The 15,571-nt window shown below is 67.4% G+C and carries 9 protein-coding genes; 5 read left to right on the top strand and 4 right to left on the bottom strand.

What is annotated here, in order from left to right; all coding sequences use genetic code 11:
• Positions 1–62: 62 nt before the first annotated feature.
• A complete protein-coding gene (recQ, locus tag IAI58_RS11550) occupies positions 63–1,874 on the bottom strand; it encodes a DNA helicase RecQ (protein WP_207447510.1) in 1,812 nt (603 codons plus the stop codon).
• Positions 1,875–2,534: 660 nt separating this feature from the next.
• Between recQ and IAI58_RS11545 the strand changes: the two genes are divergently transcribed.
• The 3 genes from IAI58_RS11545 to IAI58_RS11535 all read left to right on the top strand — a co-directional run bounded on the left by IAI58_RS11545 (position 2,535) and on the right by IAI58_RS11535 (position 6,194).
• Positions 2,535–2,936 carry a MarR family winged helix-turn-helix transcriptional regulator gene (locus tag IAI58_RS11545; RefSeq protein ID WP_207447508.1) on the top strand — a complete coding sequence of 134 codons (402 nt, stop codon included), beginning with the start codon at positions 2,535–2,537 and terminating at the stop codon, positions 2,934–2,936.
• 435 nt (positions 2,937–3,371) lie between these two features.
• A complete protein-coding gene (locus IAI58_RS11540; RefSeq protein ID WP_207447506.1) occupies positions 3,372–5,717 on the top strand; it encodes a xanthine dehydrogenase family protein molybdopterin-binding subunit in 2,346 nt (781 codons plus the stop codon).
• Positions 5,718–5,729: 12 nt separating this feature from the next.
• Positions 5,730–6,194 carry a GlcG/HbpS family heme-binding protein gene (locus IAI58_RS11535; RefSeq protein WP_207447504.1) on the top strand — a complete coding sequence of 155 codons (465 nt, stop codon included), beginning with the start codon at positions 5,730–5,732 and terminating at the stop codon, positions 6,192–6,194.
• A gap of 246 nt (positions 6,195–6,440) precedes the next feature.
• Here IAI58_RS11535 and IAI58_RS11530 read toward each other — a convergent pair whose 3' ends face one another.
• Entirely contained in the window at positions 6,441–6,908 is a 468-nt protein-coding gene (locus tag IAI58_RS11530) for a peroxiredoxin (protein WP_207447502.1), read from the bottom strand.
• Positions 6,905–9,874, bottom strand: a complete 2,970-nt coding sequence (locus tag IAI58_RS11525) for a bifunctional [glutamine synthetase] adenylyltransferase/[glutamine synthetase]-adenylyl-L-tyrosine phosphorylase (RefSeq protein WP_207447501.1) — start codon at positions 9,872–9,874, stop codon at positions 6,905–6,907. The genes IAI58_RS11530 and IAI58_RS11525 overlap by 4 nt, the downstream gene beginning before the upstream one ends.
• 86 nt (positions 9,875–9,960) lie before the next feature.
• Between IAI58_RS11525 and IAI58_RS11520 the strand changes: the two genes are divergently transcribed.
• The gene (locus IAI58_RS11520) at positions 9,961–13,083 is read left to right on the top strand and encodes a DUF3971 domain-containing protein (protein ID WP_237182429.1); all 3,123 of its coding nucleotides are present in this window, start codon (positions 9,961–9,963) and stop codon (positions 13,081–13,083) included.
• A 33-nt stretch (positions 13,084–13,116) separates the two neighbouring features.
• Here the strand turns inward: IAI58_RS11520 and tyrS are convergent, their stop codons facing one another.
• Positions 13,117–14,343, bottom strand: coding sequence for a tyrosine--tRNA ligase (gene tyrS / locus IAI58_RS11515; protein WP_207447499.1), 1,227 nt, complete (start codon positions 14,341–14,343; stop codon positions 13,117–13,119).
• A gap of 72 nt (positions 14,344–14,415) precedes the next feature.
• Here tyrS and IAI58_RS11510 point away from each other — a divergent pair, with 72 nt between their 5' ends.
• On the top strand, positions 14,416–15,528 hold the full coding sequence (locus IAI58_RS11510) for an anhydro-N-acetylmuramic acid kinase (protein ID WP_207447648.1): 1,113 nt from the start codon (positions 14,416–14,418) through the stop codon (positions 15,526–15,528).
• Positions 15,529–15,571 lie beyond the last annotated feature (43 nt).

The following is a 15,571-nucleotide window of genomic DNA, read 5'->3' as shown; positions in this document are numbered from 1 at the left end:
GCGAGTGATAACTGCTCGCAATTCGATGTGCAACTCATTCTCAGTAACGAAATGCGGCCGGCTCAGGCGGAGGCAGTCTCCCGCAGCACGCGCAGGACGTCCTGGCCGTAGCGTTCCAGCTTGGTGTTGCCGACGCCGGGAATGGTGCCGAGTTGGTCCAGCGTTTCCGGCTGGCTCCCCGCGATCTCGGCCAGGGTCCGGTCCTGGAAGATGACATAGGCTGGAACGCCCTGCGCGAGGGCGGTGCGCTTGCGCCATTCCCGGAGCGCCGCGAAGCGTGGGTCCGACGGGGCCTCGATGCTGGAGCGCACACGCAGGTTGCCGCGCCCCGGCTGGGTCACCAGCTCCTCCCGCAGCATCACGGGCTGCTCGCCCTTCAGGATGGGGCGCGCCGCGTCGGTCGGCACCAGTTCGCCGTGGTTCTCCACGGCTACATCCAGCGCGCCCTGGGCCACCAGCTGCCGCGCCACGCCACGCCAGGCCTGTTCGGTCAGGTCTCGCCCGACGCCGAAGGTGGGCAGCTGGTCGTGCCCGAACTGAGCGACCTTCTGCGTGCTCTTGCCCAGCAATACATCCACCACATGTCCGAGGCCGAAGCGGCGCCCTGTGCGCAATACCGCGGACAGCATCTTCTGCGCCGCCACCGTGCCGTCGAACAGGCGGGGAGGGGCCAGGCAGATGTCGCAGGCGCCACAGGGCTCCGGCGCCTCCTCACCGAAGCAGCGCAGAAGGATCTGCCGGCGGCAACTGGCGGCCTCGGCGATGGCGACCATGGCCTCCAGCCTCTGCCGCTCGACGCGCTTCTGTTCCTCGGGAGCGCTGCTCTCCATGATGCGGTGACGGGCCAGGGAGATATCCCCGGCGCCGTAGAGCAGAAGTGCCTGTGCCGGCAGCCCGTCGCGTCCGGCGCGCCCGATCTCCTGGTACCAGCTCTCCGGGCTGCGGGGCAGGTCGGTATGGGCGACGTACCGCACATCCGGCCGGTCGATGCCCATGCCGAAGGCGATGGTGGCGGCCATCACCACGGCATCGCCACGGGCGAAGCGGCGATGGGCCTCCCGCTTCGCCGCCGGGTCCATCCCGGCATGGAAGACCAGGCTGTCATAGCCGTCCTGCTTCAGCCATTCGGCCGTCTGCTCGGCCTTGCGGCGGGTGCCGCAGTAGACCAGCCCGGCACCCGTGCCGTCCGAGGTGCTCTTGATGAAGCGGCGGAGCTGCCCGCGCTCGTTGTCCCGCGGCTGGGCGGAGATGGTGATGTTGGGGCGGTCGAAGCTGGCACGGAAGAGCGGGCTGTCCTCCAGTCCCAGCTGCCGCTGGATATCCTGGACCGTGCGCGGGTCGGCAGTGGCGGTCAGCGCCAGCCTCGGCACGCGCGGAAAGCGCTGCGCCAGAACCGGCAGGGCGCGATACTCGGGCCGGAAGTGATGCCCCCACTGGCTGACGCAATGCGCCTCGTCGATCGCGAAGAGGGCGACCTGCATCTCATCCAGGCGGGCGAGCGTGCCTTCCAGCGTCAGCCGCTCCGGCGAGACATAGAGCAGCTTGAGGTCGCCGCGATCGAGGTCACGCCAGACGGTGCGCGCTTCGTCAGGGGGCAGATCGGAATGCAAGGCAGCCGCCTTGATATCCTGCTGCCGCAGCGCCTCCACCTGGTCTTCCATCAGCGCGATCAGAGGGGAGACGACCACGCCCAGGCCCGGCCGGCAGAGGGCGGGGATCTGGAAGCAGAGGCTTTTGCCGCCGCCGGTCGGCATCAGCACAAGGCCGGAGCCACCCGAGACGGCATGGCGGACCACTTCCTCCTGCATGCCCCTGAAACCAGTATGTCCAAAGACCCGATGCAGGACTTCCAGCGGTTCGCCGTATACGCTCATGCTGGCGGCTTTTAGCGCGCCTGCCTGGCATCGCCCATGCCAATTCCGCAATGGCGGAACCTGATCCCAGACAATCAGGCTTACCAGCGCGAGCCTGGCCTTTTATAGGGTTTCCTGAACGCTCCGACCGCTGCCCCGGAAAATCTGTGAAAAGCAACCATCGATTACAAAAGACCGAGAGATCAGATGCTGCTTCTGATATATGGCCGTTTACGGCCGTCTCTGTAAGCTACTGATTTCACTGGCGTATCAAGTCATAATTCGGAATCGAAATAGACAGCTTATAAGACTACTGACACATCTATATTTTGATATTGTTACGATTTGAGGCTGGACAAGTCGGGACCGAATTTACGAATTCTGCACTCGAACCGTTTCGGCAGGCCCGTTTGTTCGGCGTTGCAATATCTGTGAAGTTGCTTACATACGGGTACATGTTTTTGCTCTAACGCCCTGACGAAGCGGGGTTCTCCATGGCTGCTCCCACGGAGAGCCGCTTTCCTCGAGGTGCAAAAATTTCGCGTCTGCTTTGCATGTATCGAAAGTGTGATTTTGTTCGGGAAATAAGACGCCGCATTTTGAAACGGCAAAGCAGCAGTTTAGTTTTCATTTCTCCGGCGGCTGGAGCCGTGGAGCTCAGATTATCAAGGATGATACGCTATGGCCGTTCAAAACAGCCCTGACCAGTTGGTCGGAATCCTCAGGGACACGGTTGTGGCCCTGGTGCGGCGGGACGGGCATGACCTTTCGGCGCGCCAGTTGGGCGTGTTCCTCACCGTCTATCTCGGTGACGGGCCCCATACCGTGCGCGGCCTCGCAGCGACGCTGAATGTTTCCAAGCCGGCCATTACGCGCGCCCTGGACCGCCTGGGCGAACTGGACCTGGCGAAGCGCAAGACCGACCCGCAGGATCGCCGCAGCGTGCTGGTGCAGCGGACCACCAAGGGTTCCACCTTCCTGCGCGACATCCGTACCGTGATGGTCGAGGCCGATGCCAGTGTCCGCGCCGTGCCGACCTCGGTGGCCGCCAATACTGAGAGTGCGACGCGCCGCGCGGTGTGATACTGCGCGAATAGTGTTCTACAACCACAAGCTGTCCCAGCGCCTTCGCCGGGACAGCTTGTAACCGCGTTCAGGTCCGCGGTCCGCCCTGCATCCGGGATGCGGCGAATCGCCAGTCGCTCCGGCTCACATCAGCCGTCCCGCAGCCGGCCGGAATTTCTGCCGGGCGCCCGGGCACCGGGCCGCCCCCCGCATAACCAGCAATCAGCTTTGCATGTCGAGCGAGACGCCAGCGAGGCCCGCCTGCGTTGCCTCGACCGGCTCGGCGCGGGATTGAAGAGCCGCCGCCCGAAGGGCGCATCAGGCCTTCGATGCGCGGATCGCCCCGATCCTGGGGGTGCAATACAAGAGGGGGGGGGTCGCTTCGGGACGGCGATGCTTCTAGGCTTGCCGCTCCGACTCCCTATTCCTGCCCTGCTACGGAGAGGCCTCCCCATGCCGGATTCTCTGTCCATCGACCCGAGCCGCCTCAAATTCGGCATTGGCCAGCCTGTGCCTCGGAACGAGGATCCGGTCCTGCTGCAAGGCCGTGGTTGCTATACCGATGACCTGCAGCTTCCTGGCCAGCTCTGGTGCGTAATCGTCCGCAGCCCTTATGGCCACGGTGTCCTGCGGGGCATCGACACGGCTGCGGCGAAGGAGGTGCCAGGCGTCGTCGGCGTCTTCACCGCTGCGGACCTGGCGGAATATGGCACGCTGCATTGCATGATGCCTTCGCCGGGCCTTCAGGATATCCAGCGGCCGGTGCTTGCTTCTGACAAGGTGCGCTTCGTGGGCGACCCCATCGCCTTCGTGGTGGCCGAGACGAAAGAGGCAGCCAAGGACGGGGCCGAGGCCGTATACGCCGATATCGACCCGCTGCCCGCCGTGACAGAGGCCTCGGCCGCCGCCGCCCCTGACGCGCCGCAGCTCTATGAAGATGTTCCAGGCAATATCGTCCAGCGGTTCCATTCCGGCGATGCCGAGAAGGTCGCGGAGGCCTTCACCGGCGCCGCGCATGTCACCCGCCTGCAGATCCGAAATAATCGTATCGTCGTCAGTGCCATGGAGCCCCGCAGCGCCATCGGTGAATACGATGCGGAGACGGGCCGCTACACCCTGCATGTCGGCAGCCAGGGCGTCTTCGGCATGCGCAACGCCATCGCCAAGGAGTTGCTGAAGGTCCCGACGGACAAGTTGCGCGTCCTCACCGGCAATGTCGGCGGCAGCTTCGGCATGAAGGCCGGTGCCTACCCTGAATATATCTGCCTCCTGCATGCCGCGAAGGTTCTGGGCCGTCCGGTGAAGTGGACGGATGAGCGCACGGGCAGCTTCCTCTCCGATTATCATGGCCGTGACCATGAGGTGACGGCGGAGCTGGCGCTGGATGCGGCGGGCAGGTTCCTGGCGGTGCGCCTGACCTCCTTCGCCAATATGGGCGCCTATCTCAGCAATGTCGGGCCGCTGATGGGCACCAGTGGTTTCGGTCGGAACGTCCAGAGCAATTATACCACGCCGCTGATTGAGATCTCTACCACCAGCGCGGTCACGAACACCCCGCCGGTGACGGCCTATCGCGGAGCCGGGCGCCCCGAGGGCAACTACTTCATGGAGCGGCTGATCGAAGCGGCGGCCAGCGAAATGGGCATCGACGCTGTCGAGATGCGTCGCCGGAACCACATCAAGCCAGATCAGTTCCCGTACCAGGCGGCTTCGGGCAGCAAGTATGACGGCGGCGAGTTCAATGCCGTGCTGGACAAGGCGCTGGAAGCCGCTGACTGGAACGGCTTCGAGGCCCGCAGGGCGGAAAGCAAGGCGCGTGGGCGGCTGCGCGGCCGTGGTATCGGTAACTTCCTGGAATGCACGGCCCCGCCGTCGAAGGAGATGGGCGGTCTGCGCTTCGGGGAGGATGGCAGCGTTACCATCATCACCGGCACGTTGGACTACGGGCAGGGGCACTGGACTCCCTTCGCCCAGGTGCTGCATCAGACGCTCGGCATTCCCTTCGAGCGCATCAAGCTGGTGCAGGGAGATTCCGACAGGCTGATCGCCGGCGGCGGCACTGGCGGCTCCAAGTCGCTGATGGCATCGGGCGCCGCCATCGTCGAGGCCTCGGCCAAGGTGGTGGACAAGGCGCGGATCGCCGCCGCGCATCTGCTGGAAGCTGCCGAGGCGGATATCGAGTTCGACCCCCATGCCGAAGGCGGGGCGCGCTTCAGCATCGCCGGCACCGATCGTGGCATCGACATCATGACCCTCGCGGCCCGGCTGCGGGAGGCCAAAGACCTGCCGCCGGAAGTGCCTGATACGCTGGATGTCGACCATATCTTCGACCAGGCGCCCATGGCCTTCCCCAATGGCTGCCACGTCGTGGAGCTGGAGGTGGACCCGGAAACGGGCGTGGTGCATCTCGACCGCTATGTCACGGTCAACGACTTCGGCGTCATCGTGAACCCGCTGCTGGTCGAAGGCCAGGCGCATGGCGGCATCGTCCAGGGCATCGGGCAGGCGCTGATGGAACGGACCAGCTATAGCGAGGACGGCCAGTTCCTCTCCGGCTCCTATTCCGACTATGCGGTGCCGCGCGCGGTGGATGTGCCGAGCTTCCAGTTCATCAGCCATGGCGTGCCGGCCAAGACCAACCCGCTGGGGGCCAAAGGCTGCGGCGAGGCCGGTTGCGCCGGATCACTGCCTGCGGTGATGAATGCGCTGGTCGACGCGCTGAGCGAATACGGCGTGAAGCATATCGACATGCCAGCCACGCCAGAGGTCGTCTGGCGCGCTATCCACCAGGCAGCTTGAGGATCATACCGCATGCCTAACCCGCCCACCGGATTTGCCCATGGCCTGAGCCTTCAGGCCGCCAGCCGCATCGCGGAAGTCACCCTGGCCAAGGGGCGCGAGCTTGGTCTTGCCCCCCTGACGGTCGTGGTGCTGGACCAGGCCGCTCAGCCCAAGGCCCTGCTGCGGGAGGATGGCGCCAGCCTGCTCCGGCCGGAGATCGCCACGGGCAAGGCCTATGGTGCGATGGCGCTCGGCTTCGGCGGGCGGGAACTGGCGCGGCGCGCGGCCAAGATGCCCGGCTTCATGAACGCTTTCTCCGATCTCTGCGGTGGCCGTGCTGTGCCAGTGCCGGGCGGGGTGCTGGTGCGCGATGCCTCGGGCACCATCCTTGGCGCCGTGGGTGTTTCGGGCGATGCGTCGGACAAGGACGAGATTTGCGCGGTGGCGGGTATCGAAGCGGTTGGGCTGGTGGCGGATACCGGGGATCCGGAGTGAGATCCTGACGGAAATCCTGCGCTTCAGCAGTGAAGCCCGCTGAGACTGCAGCGGGTTTATGGCCGTCCACCTCCAGCCCCGCGCCGGGCTGGAGGAGATGACGGCCGATGAGGAAGCTGCCGGCCCGCCCGGCGGAGATGCCGGATCAATATTCCGCATTCTCCCGGCACTGTCCGGGCGCCGAAGAGCTTCCAGGACCGGTTCGCCCGTAGGGGTGCCCGTGTCCTGATCGAAACCCGAAGGCGCTCAGCCGAGCGCCTGCGCCGCCTTCAGCACCTCCGCGGCATGGCCCGGCACCTTCACCTTGCGCCAGATGCGCGCGACCTTGCCATGGGCATCGATCAGGAAGGTGGCGCGGTCCATGCCCATATACTTCCGGCCATACATCGACTTCTCAACCCAGGTGCCATAGGCGCCGGCAGTGGTCTTCTCGGCGTCGGAAGCCAGGGGGAAGCTCAGGCCGTATTTCTCGGCGAATTTCTCGATGGGTTTTATCGGATCTGGCGAGACGCCGATGACATCAAGTCCCAGGCTGCCCAGCGCCGGCAGCGCCTCCTGGAAATCGCAGGCCTCCTTCGTGCAACCGGAGGTATCCGCCTTCGGGTAGAAGTATAGCACGAAGGGCTTGCCCCTCATGGCCTCCAGCGAAACCTGGCGGCCGCCGCTGGCCGGCAGGTCGAATGCCGGTGCCGCCATGCCTTCTTCGATGCTCATCCCGCTCCTCCAGAATCGAGCCGGCCGAGATGCCGCTCGAACAAGCTGCGGACCTGTTCCGCCTGCGCCTGCATCTGCGTGCGAAAGCCGGAGAGGTCAACCGGCGGCTTGTCCAGCAGCGGCGTGGTCGCGCGCAGCAGGGCGGCGGCGGTGGAGGCAGGGAGCGTCTCCTTCCTCCAGTGCCCCACCGTCAGCCGCAGCAGGCCCAGGGTCGTACGCCACAACCGGTCCGCGGCGATCAAGGTGGCGGCGTCCTCGGGCGGCAGAATCCTGGCGCGGCCTAAATTCTCCAGAGCTTTCCGGGTTGTCTGGGCCAGCACCGCGGGCTTGCGGCGCGCATGGGCGAGTTGCAGTGCCTGTGCGATGAATTCCACCTCGATCATCCCGCCCGGCATGGCCTTGATGTCCATCGGGCCATCCGGCGGCAGGTCACGCAGCATACGGGCACGCATGGCCACGGCGTCGCTGATCGCCTGCGGGCCGGCATGCTCCATCAGGGCCGCCTTCACCGCAGCTTTGATTCGCCGTCGCAACCCTGGCGGGCCCGCGACGCAGCGCGCGCGCGTCAGAGCCATCCGTTCCCAGGTCCAGGCGCTCTCCGTGTGATAGCGCTCGAAGGAGGAAAGGGAGGTCGCGACCGGACCCTTGCTGCCGCTGGGTCTCAGCCGCATGTCCACTTCATAGAGCTTGCCCTCCGCGCCGGGGGCGGTGATGGCGCCGATCATCTGCTGCGCCAGCCGCCCGAAGTAGGTGCTCGCCGGCAGGGAACGCGGGCCGCCGCTGCTTTCCGTCACCTCCTCCGGATGGTCGTAGATCAGCACGAGGTCGAGGTCGGATCCCGGCAGCATCTCCCGCCCGCCCAGCTTGCCCAGCGCGACGACGGCGAGCGCGCCGCCGCGTACCTTGCCGAAACGGGCGGCGAAATTCGCGGTGACATGCGGCAGCAGGGCGCTGATCGCTCCATCCGCCAGGTCGCTGCGGGCGATGCCTGCGGCGTCGGCGTCGATCCGGCCTTCCAGCGCTGCGGCGTCGATCTCGAACTTGCCTTCCATGACCAGGCGCCGGGCGCCGTCCAGGGCTTCCTCGAAATGGCGCGCTTCCTTGACCAGGGCAGGCAGGGAGGCCGTGGCGCCGTCCAGCATCTGGCCCGCCAGCAGCCCTTCCAACGCGGCGGGGTTGAGGGCGAGGTGATCGGCCAGTGCCGGAGCCGCGCCCAGGAGTCCGGCCACCCGGGCAATCAGCGCCGGGTTCCGCTGGAACAGCGAGAGCATCTGCACGCCGGCCTGCAGGCGGGACAGCACGGCGTCAAACCGCGCCAGCGCCACATCCGGCTCCCGTTGGCTGGCGAAAGCGGCCAGGAGAGGCCCGGTCAGGCTGCGTAGCAGAGCACGCGCCCTTTCGCTGCGGGTGGCGCGGGTGTGGCCGTGAAACCAACCCCGCAACTTGGCGGAAACCTGCACCGGTGCCGCGAATCCCATGGCCGCCAGGGCGCGCAGCGTCTCCGGATCGTCATGCTCCTCATCGAAGGTGAGGCGGCTGTCCATCGGCTCCTGGGACGGCGTTTCCGGCACCAGCGCCCCTTGCTCGAACAACTGCATGTAGTGCCGCTCGACGCGGGAGAGGTGGCGCGTCAGCGTGGCTGCGAAGGTGGCGCTGTCACTGAACCCCATAAAGCTGGCGATGCGCGCCAGCGCTCCGTCATCCTCCGGCATCTGCTGCGTCTGGCGGTCGGCCACCATCTGCAGCCGGTGTTCCAGGTCGCGCAGGAAGACATAGGCATCCGCCAGATCCGCGGCGGCGCGGCGGTCGATCCGCCCGGCGGCCGCGAGCGCGGCCAGGGCACCGAGCGTCGTCGGGTCTCTCAGCGCGGGATCGCGGCCGGCCCAGATCAGTTGCAGCGCCTGCACCGTGAATTCGATCTCGCGGATGCCACCGCGGCCGAGCTTGACGTTATGCCCGGCCACCTGCACCTGCGCATTCGCGCCGCGCGCGCCATGCGTCGCATGGATCTGCCGCTTGATGGAGTGGATGTCCGCCATCATCGCGAAGTCCAGATGACGGCGCCAGACGAAGGGGCGTATCTCCGCCAGGAAGGCATCTCCCGCCACGCGGTCGCCGCCGACGGGGCGGGCCTTGATCATGGCCGCCCGTTCCCAGTTCTGGCCCATGGATTCGTAGTAGGAGATGGCGGTGTGGATGCTGACGGCCAGCGGCGTCGCCGCAGGGTCCGGGCGCAGCCGCAGGTCCGTGCGGAAGACGTAGCCATCCGCCGTCCGCTCCTCCATCAACCGAACAAGATCACGAGCTATGCGAACATAAACCGCGGCCGCACGTTCTGTATGGTAAGCTGCGGCCTCCGGGTCGTAGAGGATCATCAGGTCGATGTCCGAGGAGTAGTTGAGTTCGCGTGCCCCCAGCTTGCCCATGCCAAGGACGATCAGCCCGGAGCCCTTGCTCACCAGCCGAGGATCGCGTGTACCGGCACGCGGCAGCCGTAATTCTCCCCGGTTCGACGCCTCGCGCAGCAGGTGGGCGCAGGCATAGTCGATCGTTGCCTCCGCCAGGACCGAGAGCGCGCCCGTGACACGGTCGAGCGGCCATTGCTGGGCCAGATCAGCCAGCGCGACGATCAGCGCGGCCTGCCGCTTGGCCTGCCGCAGCAGGGCAGCCACGGCCGGCCGCGCCGCCTCCGGGTCAGCCCGGCTCAAAGGGTCCAGCGCCATGTCGAACGCCGCGTCCGCGCCGCGGTCGACGAAGCGCAACAGCGTGGCGCTTTCACGCTCCGCAAGCTCGGCGAGGTAAGGGCTATGGCCCGCCAGAGCCCCCAGCACGGCCTTGCCCTGGGCCGTTTCTGCGAACTGCCGTTCCTTCGGACCCTTCGCGCTGAAGGCCTCGATACAACGCTCGGCCGCCGCCTGGTCGAAAGGCGGAGGAAGGCGGGAGAAATCCGTTACTGCGTCGGGCATGATCCGGGAGCCAATCCATGCCTGGGCTGAGTGGTCAAGCCCTTCGTAAAGGCGCTTGGCTCTGCGGTGTCGCATTGCGGGCGCTCATGGCACTGCTGCTGGTGGCCGGGCTGGCGATTGCCGCCTTGTCCTGGCGGCTGGCCCAGGGGCCGCTGCATGTCACCATGCTCAATCGCGTCGTGGAGCAGCTGGCGGCCCGTGCGGGGCTGGAGCAGAACCTGAAGGTGGAGGATATCGTCCTCGCCTGGAATGGCTTCCGCGGCGGCGCGGCGGCGCCGCTGGCGGTAAGGGTCTCCGGCATCCAGCTCCGGGACGAGACGGGCGCACTTCGCCAGGAACTGCCGGATCTCGCCGTTTCTCTCTCGCTCCGCCGGCTGCTGATCGGGGAGATCGCGCCGACCGAGGTCACGCTGCGGGACCCGCGTATCGTGCTCGAACGCGATGCCGACGGGGGTGTTTCCCTCGCCATGGGCGAGCATTCCGGCAGTGACAGCGGCGATGCCGAGGGCGGGTGGCTGCTGGGCCAGCTGCTCGGCGCGGAGCAGGAGACGAGCCTCTTCGGCTCCCTGCGCTCGGTGGTGATCACGGGTGGGCGGGTCATCATCCTGGACCGGCAGCTGCGCCTGACCTGGGATCTGCAGGCGGTTTCCGTCACGCTCCGCCGCGTGGACCGCGACAGTGCCGAGGGTGAGGGCACCGCGCAGCTGGTCCTGCCGCAGAACGGCGGTAGCGTGCCGGTGCTGTTGACCGCCAGGGCGAGCGGCAAGGGGCCGCATGTCGAAGGAAACCTGATTCTACCAGCCCTGGAGCCCGCGAAACTCGCCGGGCTCATGCCGGCCCTGGCGCCGCTCGGCCTGCTCGATGCTTCCGTCTCTCTGGACGTCCGCGGCGTGCTCGATGGCGGGTCGCGGAACCCGCCGCAACTTGATCTCGGGCTCCGCATCGGTCCCGGCAGCCTGGCGCTGGGTCCGGCCCGGCGCATGGCGTTCCGGGGCATGGACCTGCGGGCCAGCGGTTCCCCGGAGCAACTGCGGCTGGACAAGCTGACACTGACGCTGCCGCCGGCCACGTCCCGGCCCGGCGGTCTCCCGGCTGTTCCGCCGGTGTTGACGGCCACTGGCCAGGCGGCGCTGCAGGAAGGGCGGTGGCGTGGCGGCCTGTCGCTGACGCTCAACCGGATGGATGCCGCCGCGCTCTTCACCTACTGGCCCCAGGAGCTGGCGCCGAATGCCCGTTCCTGGCTGATGGAGAATGTAACCGCCGGGGTGGCCGAGAGCGGAAAATTCAGCCTCTCGGCCGAATCCGGCGAGGATCTTTCAGGCTTCAGGCTGACCGATGCGGGCGGCACGCTCCGGATGGAAGGCGCCACCATCCATTGGCTGCGGCCCATTCCGCCGGTGGAGAATGTTTCCGGCACTGTCCGCCTTGGGCTGAAGGAAGTGGTAGTCGAGGCCACGGGTGGGCGTCAGTCGGGAACCGACCTGGTTTCGCCCTCCACCACCGTCCGTCTCTTCGCGCTGGATACGAGTTCCGAGCAGATGGAGATCACCGGCAGGCTCCGTGGACCCGTACCGGATGCCGTTGCCCTGCTACGTCACCCCCGTCTGAAACTCTTCGAGAAGCGGCCGCTGGATCTGAAGGAGCCAGGCGGCCAGCTGGATGCGAATCTTCGGCTGGCCATGCCGCTGCTGGCGGATCTGCCGACGGAGGCAATCCGCGTGAACGTCCAGGCGCGGCTGACCGCGCTGCGTCTGGCCGATGTGGTCGCAGGCCAGAACCTTGAGCGTGGGACGGCGGATCTGAGCGTGGACAATGCGCGTCTGCGCGCCTCCGGCAATGCACAACTCGGCGGAATCCCAACGAAGCTGTCGATGGAGATGAGCTTCCGGCCGGGGCCGCCGAGCCAGGTGGTCGAGCGCATCCAGGCCAGTGGAAGGACCGACATCGCGACGCTGGAGCGCTTCGGGCTGGACTTGGAAGGGCTGGCCTCCGGACCCGTCAGCGTGGAGGCGGTGATGGAGAAGCCGCGCTCCGGCGTGACCCGTGTCGAACTCCGGAGCGATCTGCGTGACGCGAGGATGATGCTGACGCCCCTGGCCTGGCAGAAGGCCCCTGGCCAACCGGCAAGCGCCAGGGCGGAGCTGCGTGTCAGCGGCGAGAGGTTGCAGTCGCTGCAGGAGCTTGAGGTGGAGGCGCCGCAACTCAGCCTGCGCGGGAGCGGCACCTTCACCCAGACGAACCAGCTGGAGCGGCTGGAGATCGCGGGTGCGGCAATCGGCCGTAGCCGATTCAGCGGCGATGTGCGCCCTCCCGCCCAACGGAGAGCGGCCTGGAGCATTCGAATGCGCGGGCCGCTGCTCGACCTGGAGCCAATTCTTGAGGATGAAAAATCAGCGGAGGGCACAGGTGCCGCCATGGCGTCATCGGCGCCCGATGTCGTGGTGGATGCCCAGTTCGACCGGGTTCTGCTGGGCGACGCCCGCTTCCTGACGGCCGTGCGGGGCCAGATTCGCGCCGATGCTGCCGGCGTGCTGCGGCAGGGGCGGGTGACGGGGCAGGCGGCGGGCAGGGGGCCTTTCGATGTCTCCGTCACGCCGCGCGGTGCCGGGCGCGAGCTGCGTCTGACGTCAGAGGATGCGGGAGCGCTTCTGGCCGCCTTCGACGTCCTGCAACAGGTGCGGGGCGGGCGGCTCTCCGTGAATGCGAGCTGGCCCAGTAATCATCCCGGCTCCCCCCTCTCCGGCACTGCCGAGTTGGAGAACTTCGCGGTGATGGACGCGCCCGCCATCGGCAAGCTGTTGCAGGCTCTGACCGTCTATGGGGTCTTCGACGCCGTGCAGGGGCCGGGCCTCACCTTTTCCCGCCTGAACGCGCCCTTCACCCTTTCACCCCGGAAGCTGACGGTGCGGGACGCGCATGCCTTCTCCGCCTCGCTGGGCCTGACCGTGACCGGTGAGATGGACCGGCAGCGGCGGGTGCTGGCGATGAATGGCACCATCGTTCCAGCTTATGTCGTGAATACGCTGCTGGGCCGGCTGCCGGTGATCGGGCGGCTTTTCAGCCCGGAACGGGGCGGGGGCCTTTTCGCGGCTTCTTTCCAGGTCGACGGCCCGGTGGATAACCCGAATGTCACGGTCAACCCGCTGTCGATGCTGACGCCGGGATTCCTGCGCGGCCTTTTCGGTGGGGGGCGGCAGGCGACACCCTGAGCCCACCGGCCCAGGATGCCGCCGGAGATCTCGTCAGCCCGGCGGCCGCACCAGCACGTGCCGCTTGCGGCCCGCCGAGAGCTTCGCCGCCCCATTTCGCAGATCCGCCTCGGTGACCGAGAGCGCCTCGTCGGCGATCGGCTCGTCGTTCAGGCGCAGGCCATTCTGGCGGATCAGACGGCGTGCCTCGCCCTTGCTGGCCGTGAAGCCGGCCTGCACCGCGAGGTCGATGGCCGGGGCGGGCAGGGTGGCCTCGATGCTCGGCAGGGTTTCCGCCGCCTGACCTTCCTCGAAGGCGCGGCGGGCCGTCTCGGCGGCCTGCGCGGCGGCTTCGGCGCCGTGCAGCAGGGTCGTCGCCTCGGTGGCCAGGACCTTCTTGGCGTCATTGATCTCGGCGCCGCCCAGCGCGGCCAGACGCCGCACCTCATCCATCGGCAGCTCCGTGAAAAGCGCCAGGAAGCGGCCGACATCGGCATCCTCCGTGTTGCGCCAGAACTGCCAGTAGTCGTAAGGCGACAGACGCTCGGCATTCAGCCAGACCGCCCCGGAAGCCGTCTTGCCCATCTTGGCGCCGGAAGCCGTGGTCAGCAGCGGCGTGGTGATGCCGAAAACCTCGGCGCCGTCAACGCGCCGGTTCAGCTCCACGCCCATGATGATATTGCCCCACTGGTCGGAGCCGCCCATCTGCAGCCCGACGCCGTGGCGGCGGTGCAGCTCCACGAAGTCGTAGGACTGCAGCAGCATGTAGTTGAATTCGAGGAAGCTGAGCGACTGCTCGCGCTCCAGCCGGATACGCACGCTGTCGAGCGTCAGCATCCGGTTGACGCTGAAGTGGCGGCCGAAGTCACGCAGGAACGGGATGTATTTCAGCTCATCCAGCCAGGCGGCATTGTCGAGCATCACCGCATCCGTCGGTCCGTCACCGAACTTCAGAAAGGGCGTGAAGACCTTGCGGATGCCGGCCTTGTTCTCCTCGATCTTCTCGTCGGTGAGCAGCGGGCGCGCATCGTCACGGAAGGAAGGGTCGCCGATGCGGGTGGTGCCGCCGCCCATCAGCACGACGGGCTTGTGGCCGGTCTTCTGCATCCAGCGCAGCAGCATGATCTGCATGAGGCTGCCGACATGGAGGCTGTCGGCCGTGGCATCGAAGCCGATATAGCCGGGGAGGGGCCCTTGCCGCAGCCGGGCGGAGAGTGCCGCCTCGTCCGTCACCTGGTGGATGAATCCGCGCTCGCGCACGGTCTGCAGGAAGTCGTCCATCGCAGCCCTGACCTATTCTTTATGCCCGGGGGACTTCCGCCCGGGCTGCGGCCCTAGCACAGTGTGGGCATGCTGCGAACCATCGGCTTGATGAGTGGCACCTCGCTGGATGGCGTGGATGCCGCGTGGGTAGAGACGGATGGCGAAAGGATCGGGCGCTTCGGGCCGAGCCTGACGCTGCCCTATGACCCGGGCTTACGTCGTGACCTGCGGCGCCTGCTGGACATGGCCGGGGATCTCCCGGCGGATGACCCTTTCCTGCTGGACTGCGAGCGGCGCCTGACCGAGCGCCATGCCGAGGCGGTGGAGAAGCTGGGGCTGGAGGCCGACCTCATCGGCTTTCACGGCCAGACCATCCTGCACCGCCCGGTGGCGGGCCGTCCCGGGGAGGGCCGCACTTGGCAGATCGGCGATGCCACCGCGCTGGCGCGACGCACCGGCACGGCCGTCGCGCATGACTTCCGCAGCGCCGATGTGGCGGCCGGCGGGCAAGGAGCGCCCTTGGTGCCGGTCTTCCACGCGGCCCTGGCCACTTCGCTGCCGAAGCCGCTGGCGATCCTGAACCTTGGCGGTGTGGGCAACGTGACCTGGATCGGCGAGGATGGCCGCCTGATCGCCTTCGATACCGGCCCGGCCAATGGCCCGCTGGACGACTGGGCCCGTCGCTCGATCGGCGAGGATTACGATCGGGACGGCCGCCTGGCGCTGGCCGGGCTGCCGGACGGGGCGGTCCTCGGGCGCATGCTGGCGCATCCATACCTGGCGGCACCGCCGCCGAAATCCCTGGATCGCCTGGATTTCGACCGTGCTTTGCGGGAAGCCGGCGCTGGCGAGCTGCCGCCAGCCGACGGGGCCGCTACCCTGGCTACCTTCTGTGCCTGCGCTGTCGCTGCCGCCGGCCGCCAGTTTCCGGCCCCGCCACGGCAATGGTTGGTCGCCGGAGGGGGGCGTCGCAATCCGGCGCTGATGCGTGCCCTGGCTGGCGCCTTGCCGGAGCCGGTGCGGCCAGTGGAGGTGGTTGGCTGGGACGGCGATGCCCTGGAGGCGCAGGCCTTCGGCGTGCTGGCGGCGAGGGTCTGGCACGGCCTGCCGATTACCTTCCCCGGCACGACCGGAGTTCCGGAGCCGCTCGGCGGCGGGCAGCTGACCGGCGTGAACCGGCCGTTGATCCCGGCGGAAGCATAAGAAAAGCCGGGCAGCGCGATGCTGCCCGGCTTTTCAGCCACTG

The organism is Roseomonas marmotae, from assembly GCF_017654485.1.
Lineage (GTDB): Bacteria > Pseudomonadota > Alphaproteobacteria > Acetobacterales > Acetobacteraceae > Pseudoroseomonas > Pseudoroseomonas marmotae.
Note: the sequence above shows the minus strand (reverse complement) of the source record. Positions and strands in the feature narration are given on the sequence as shown.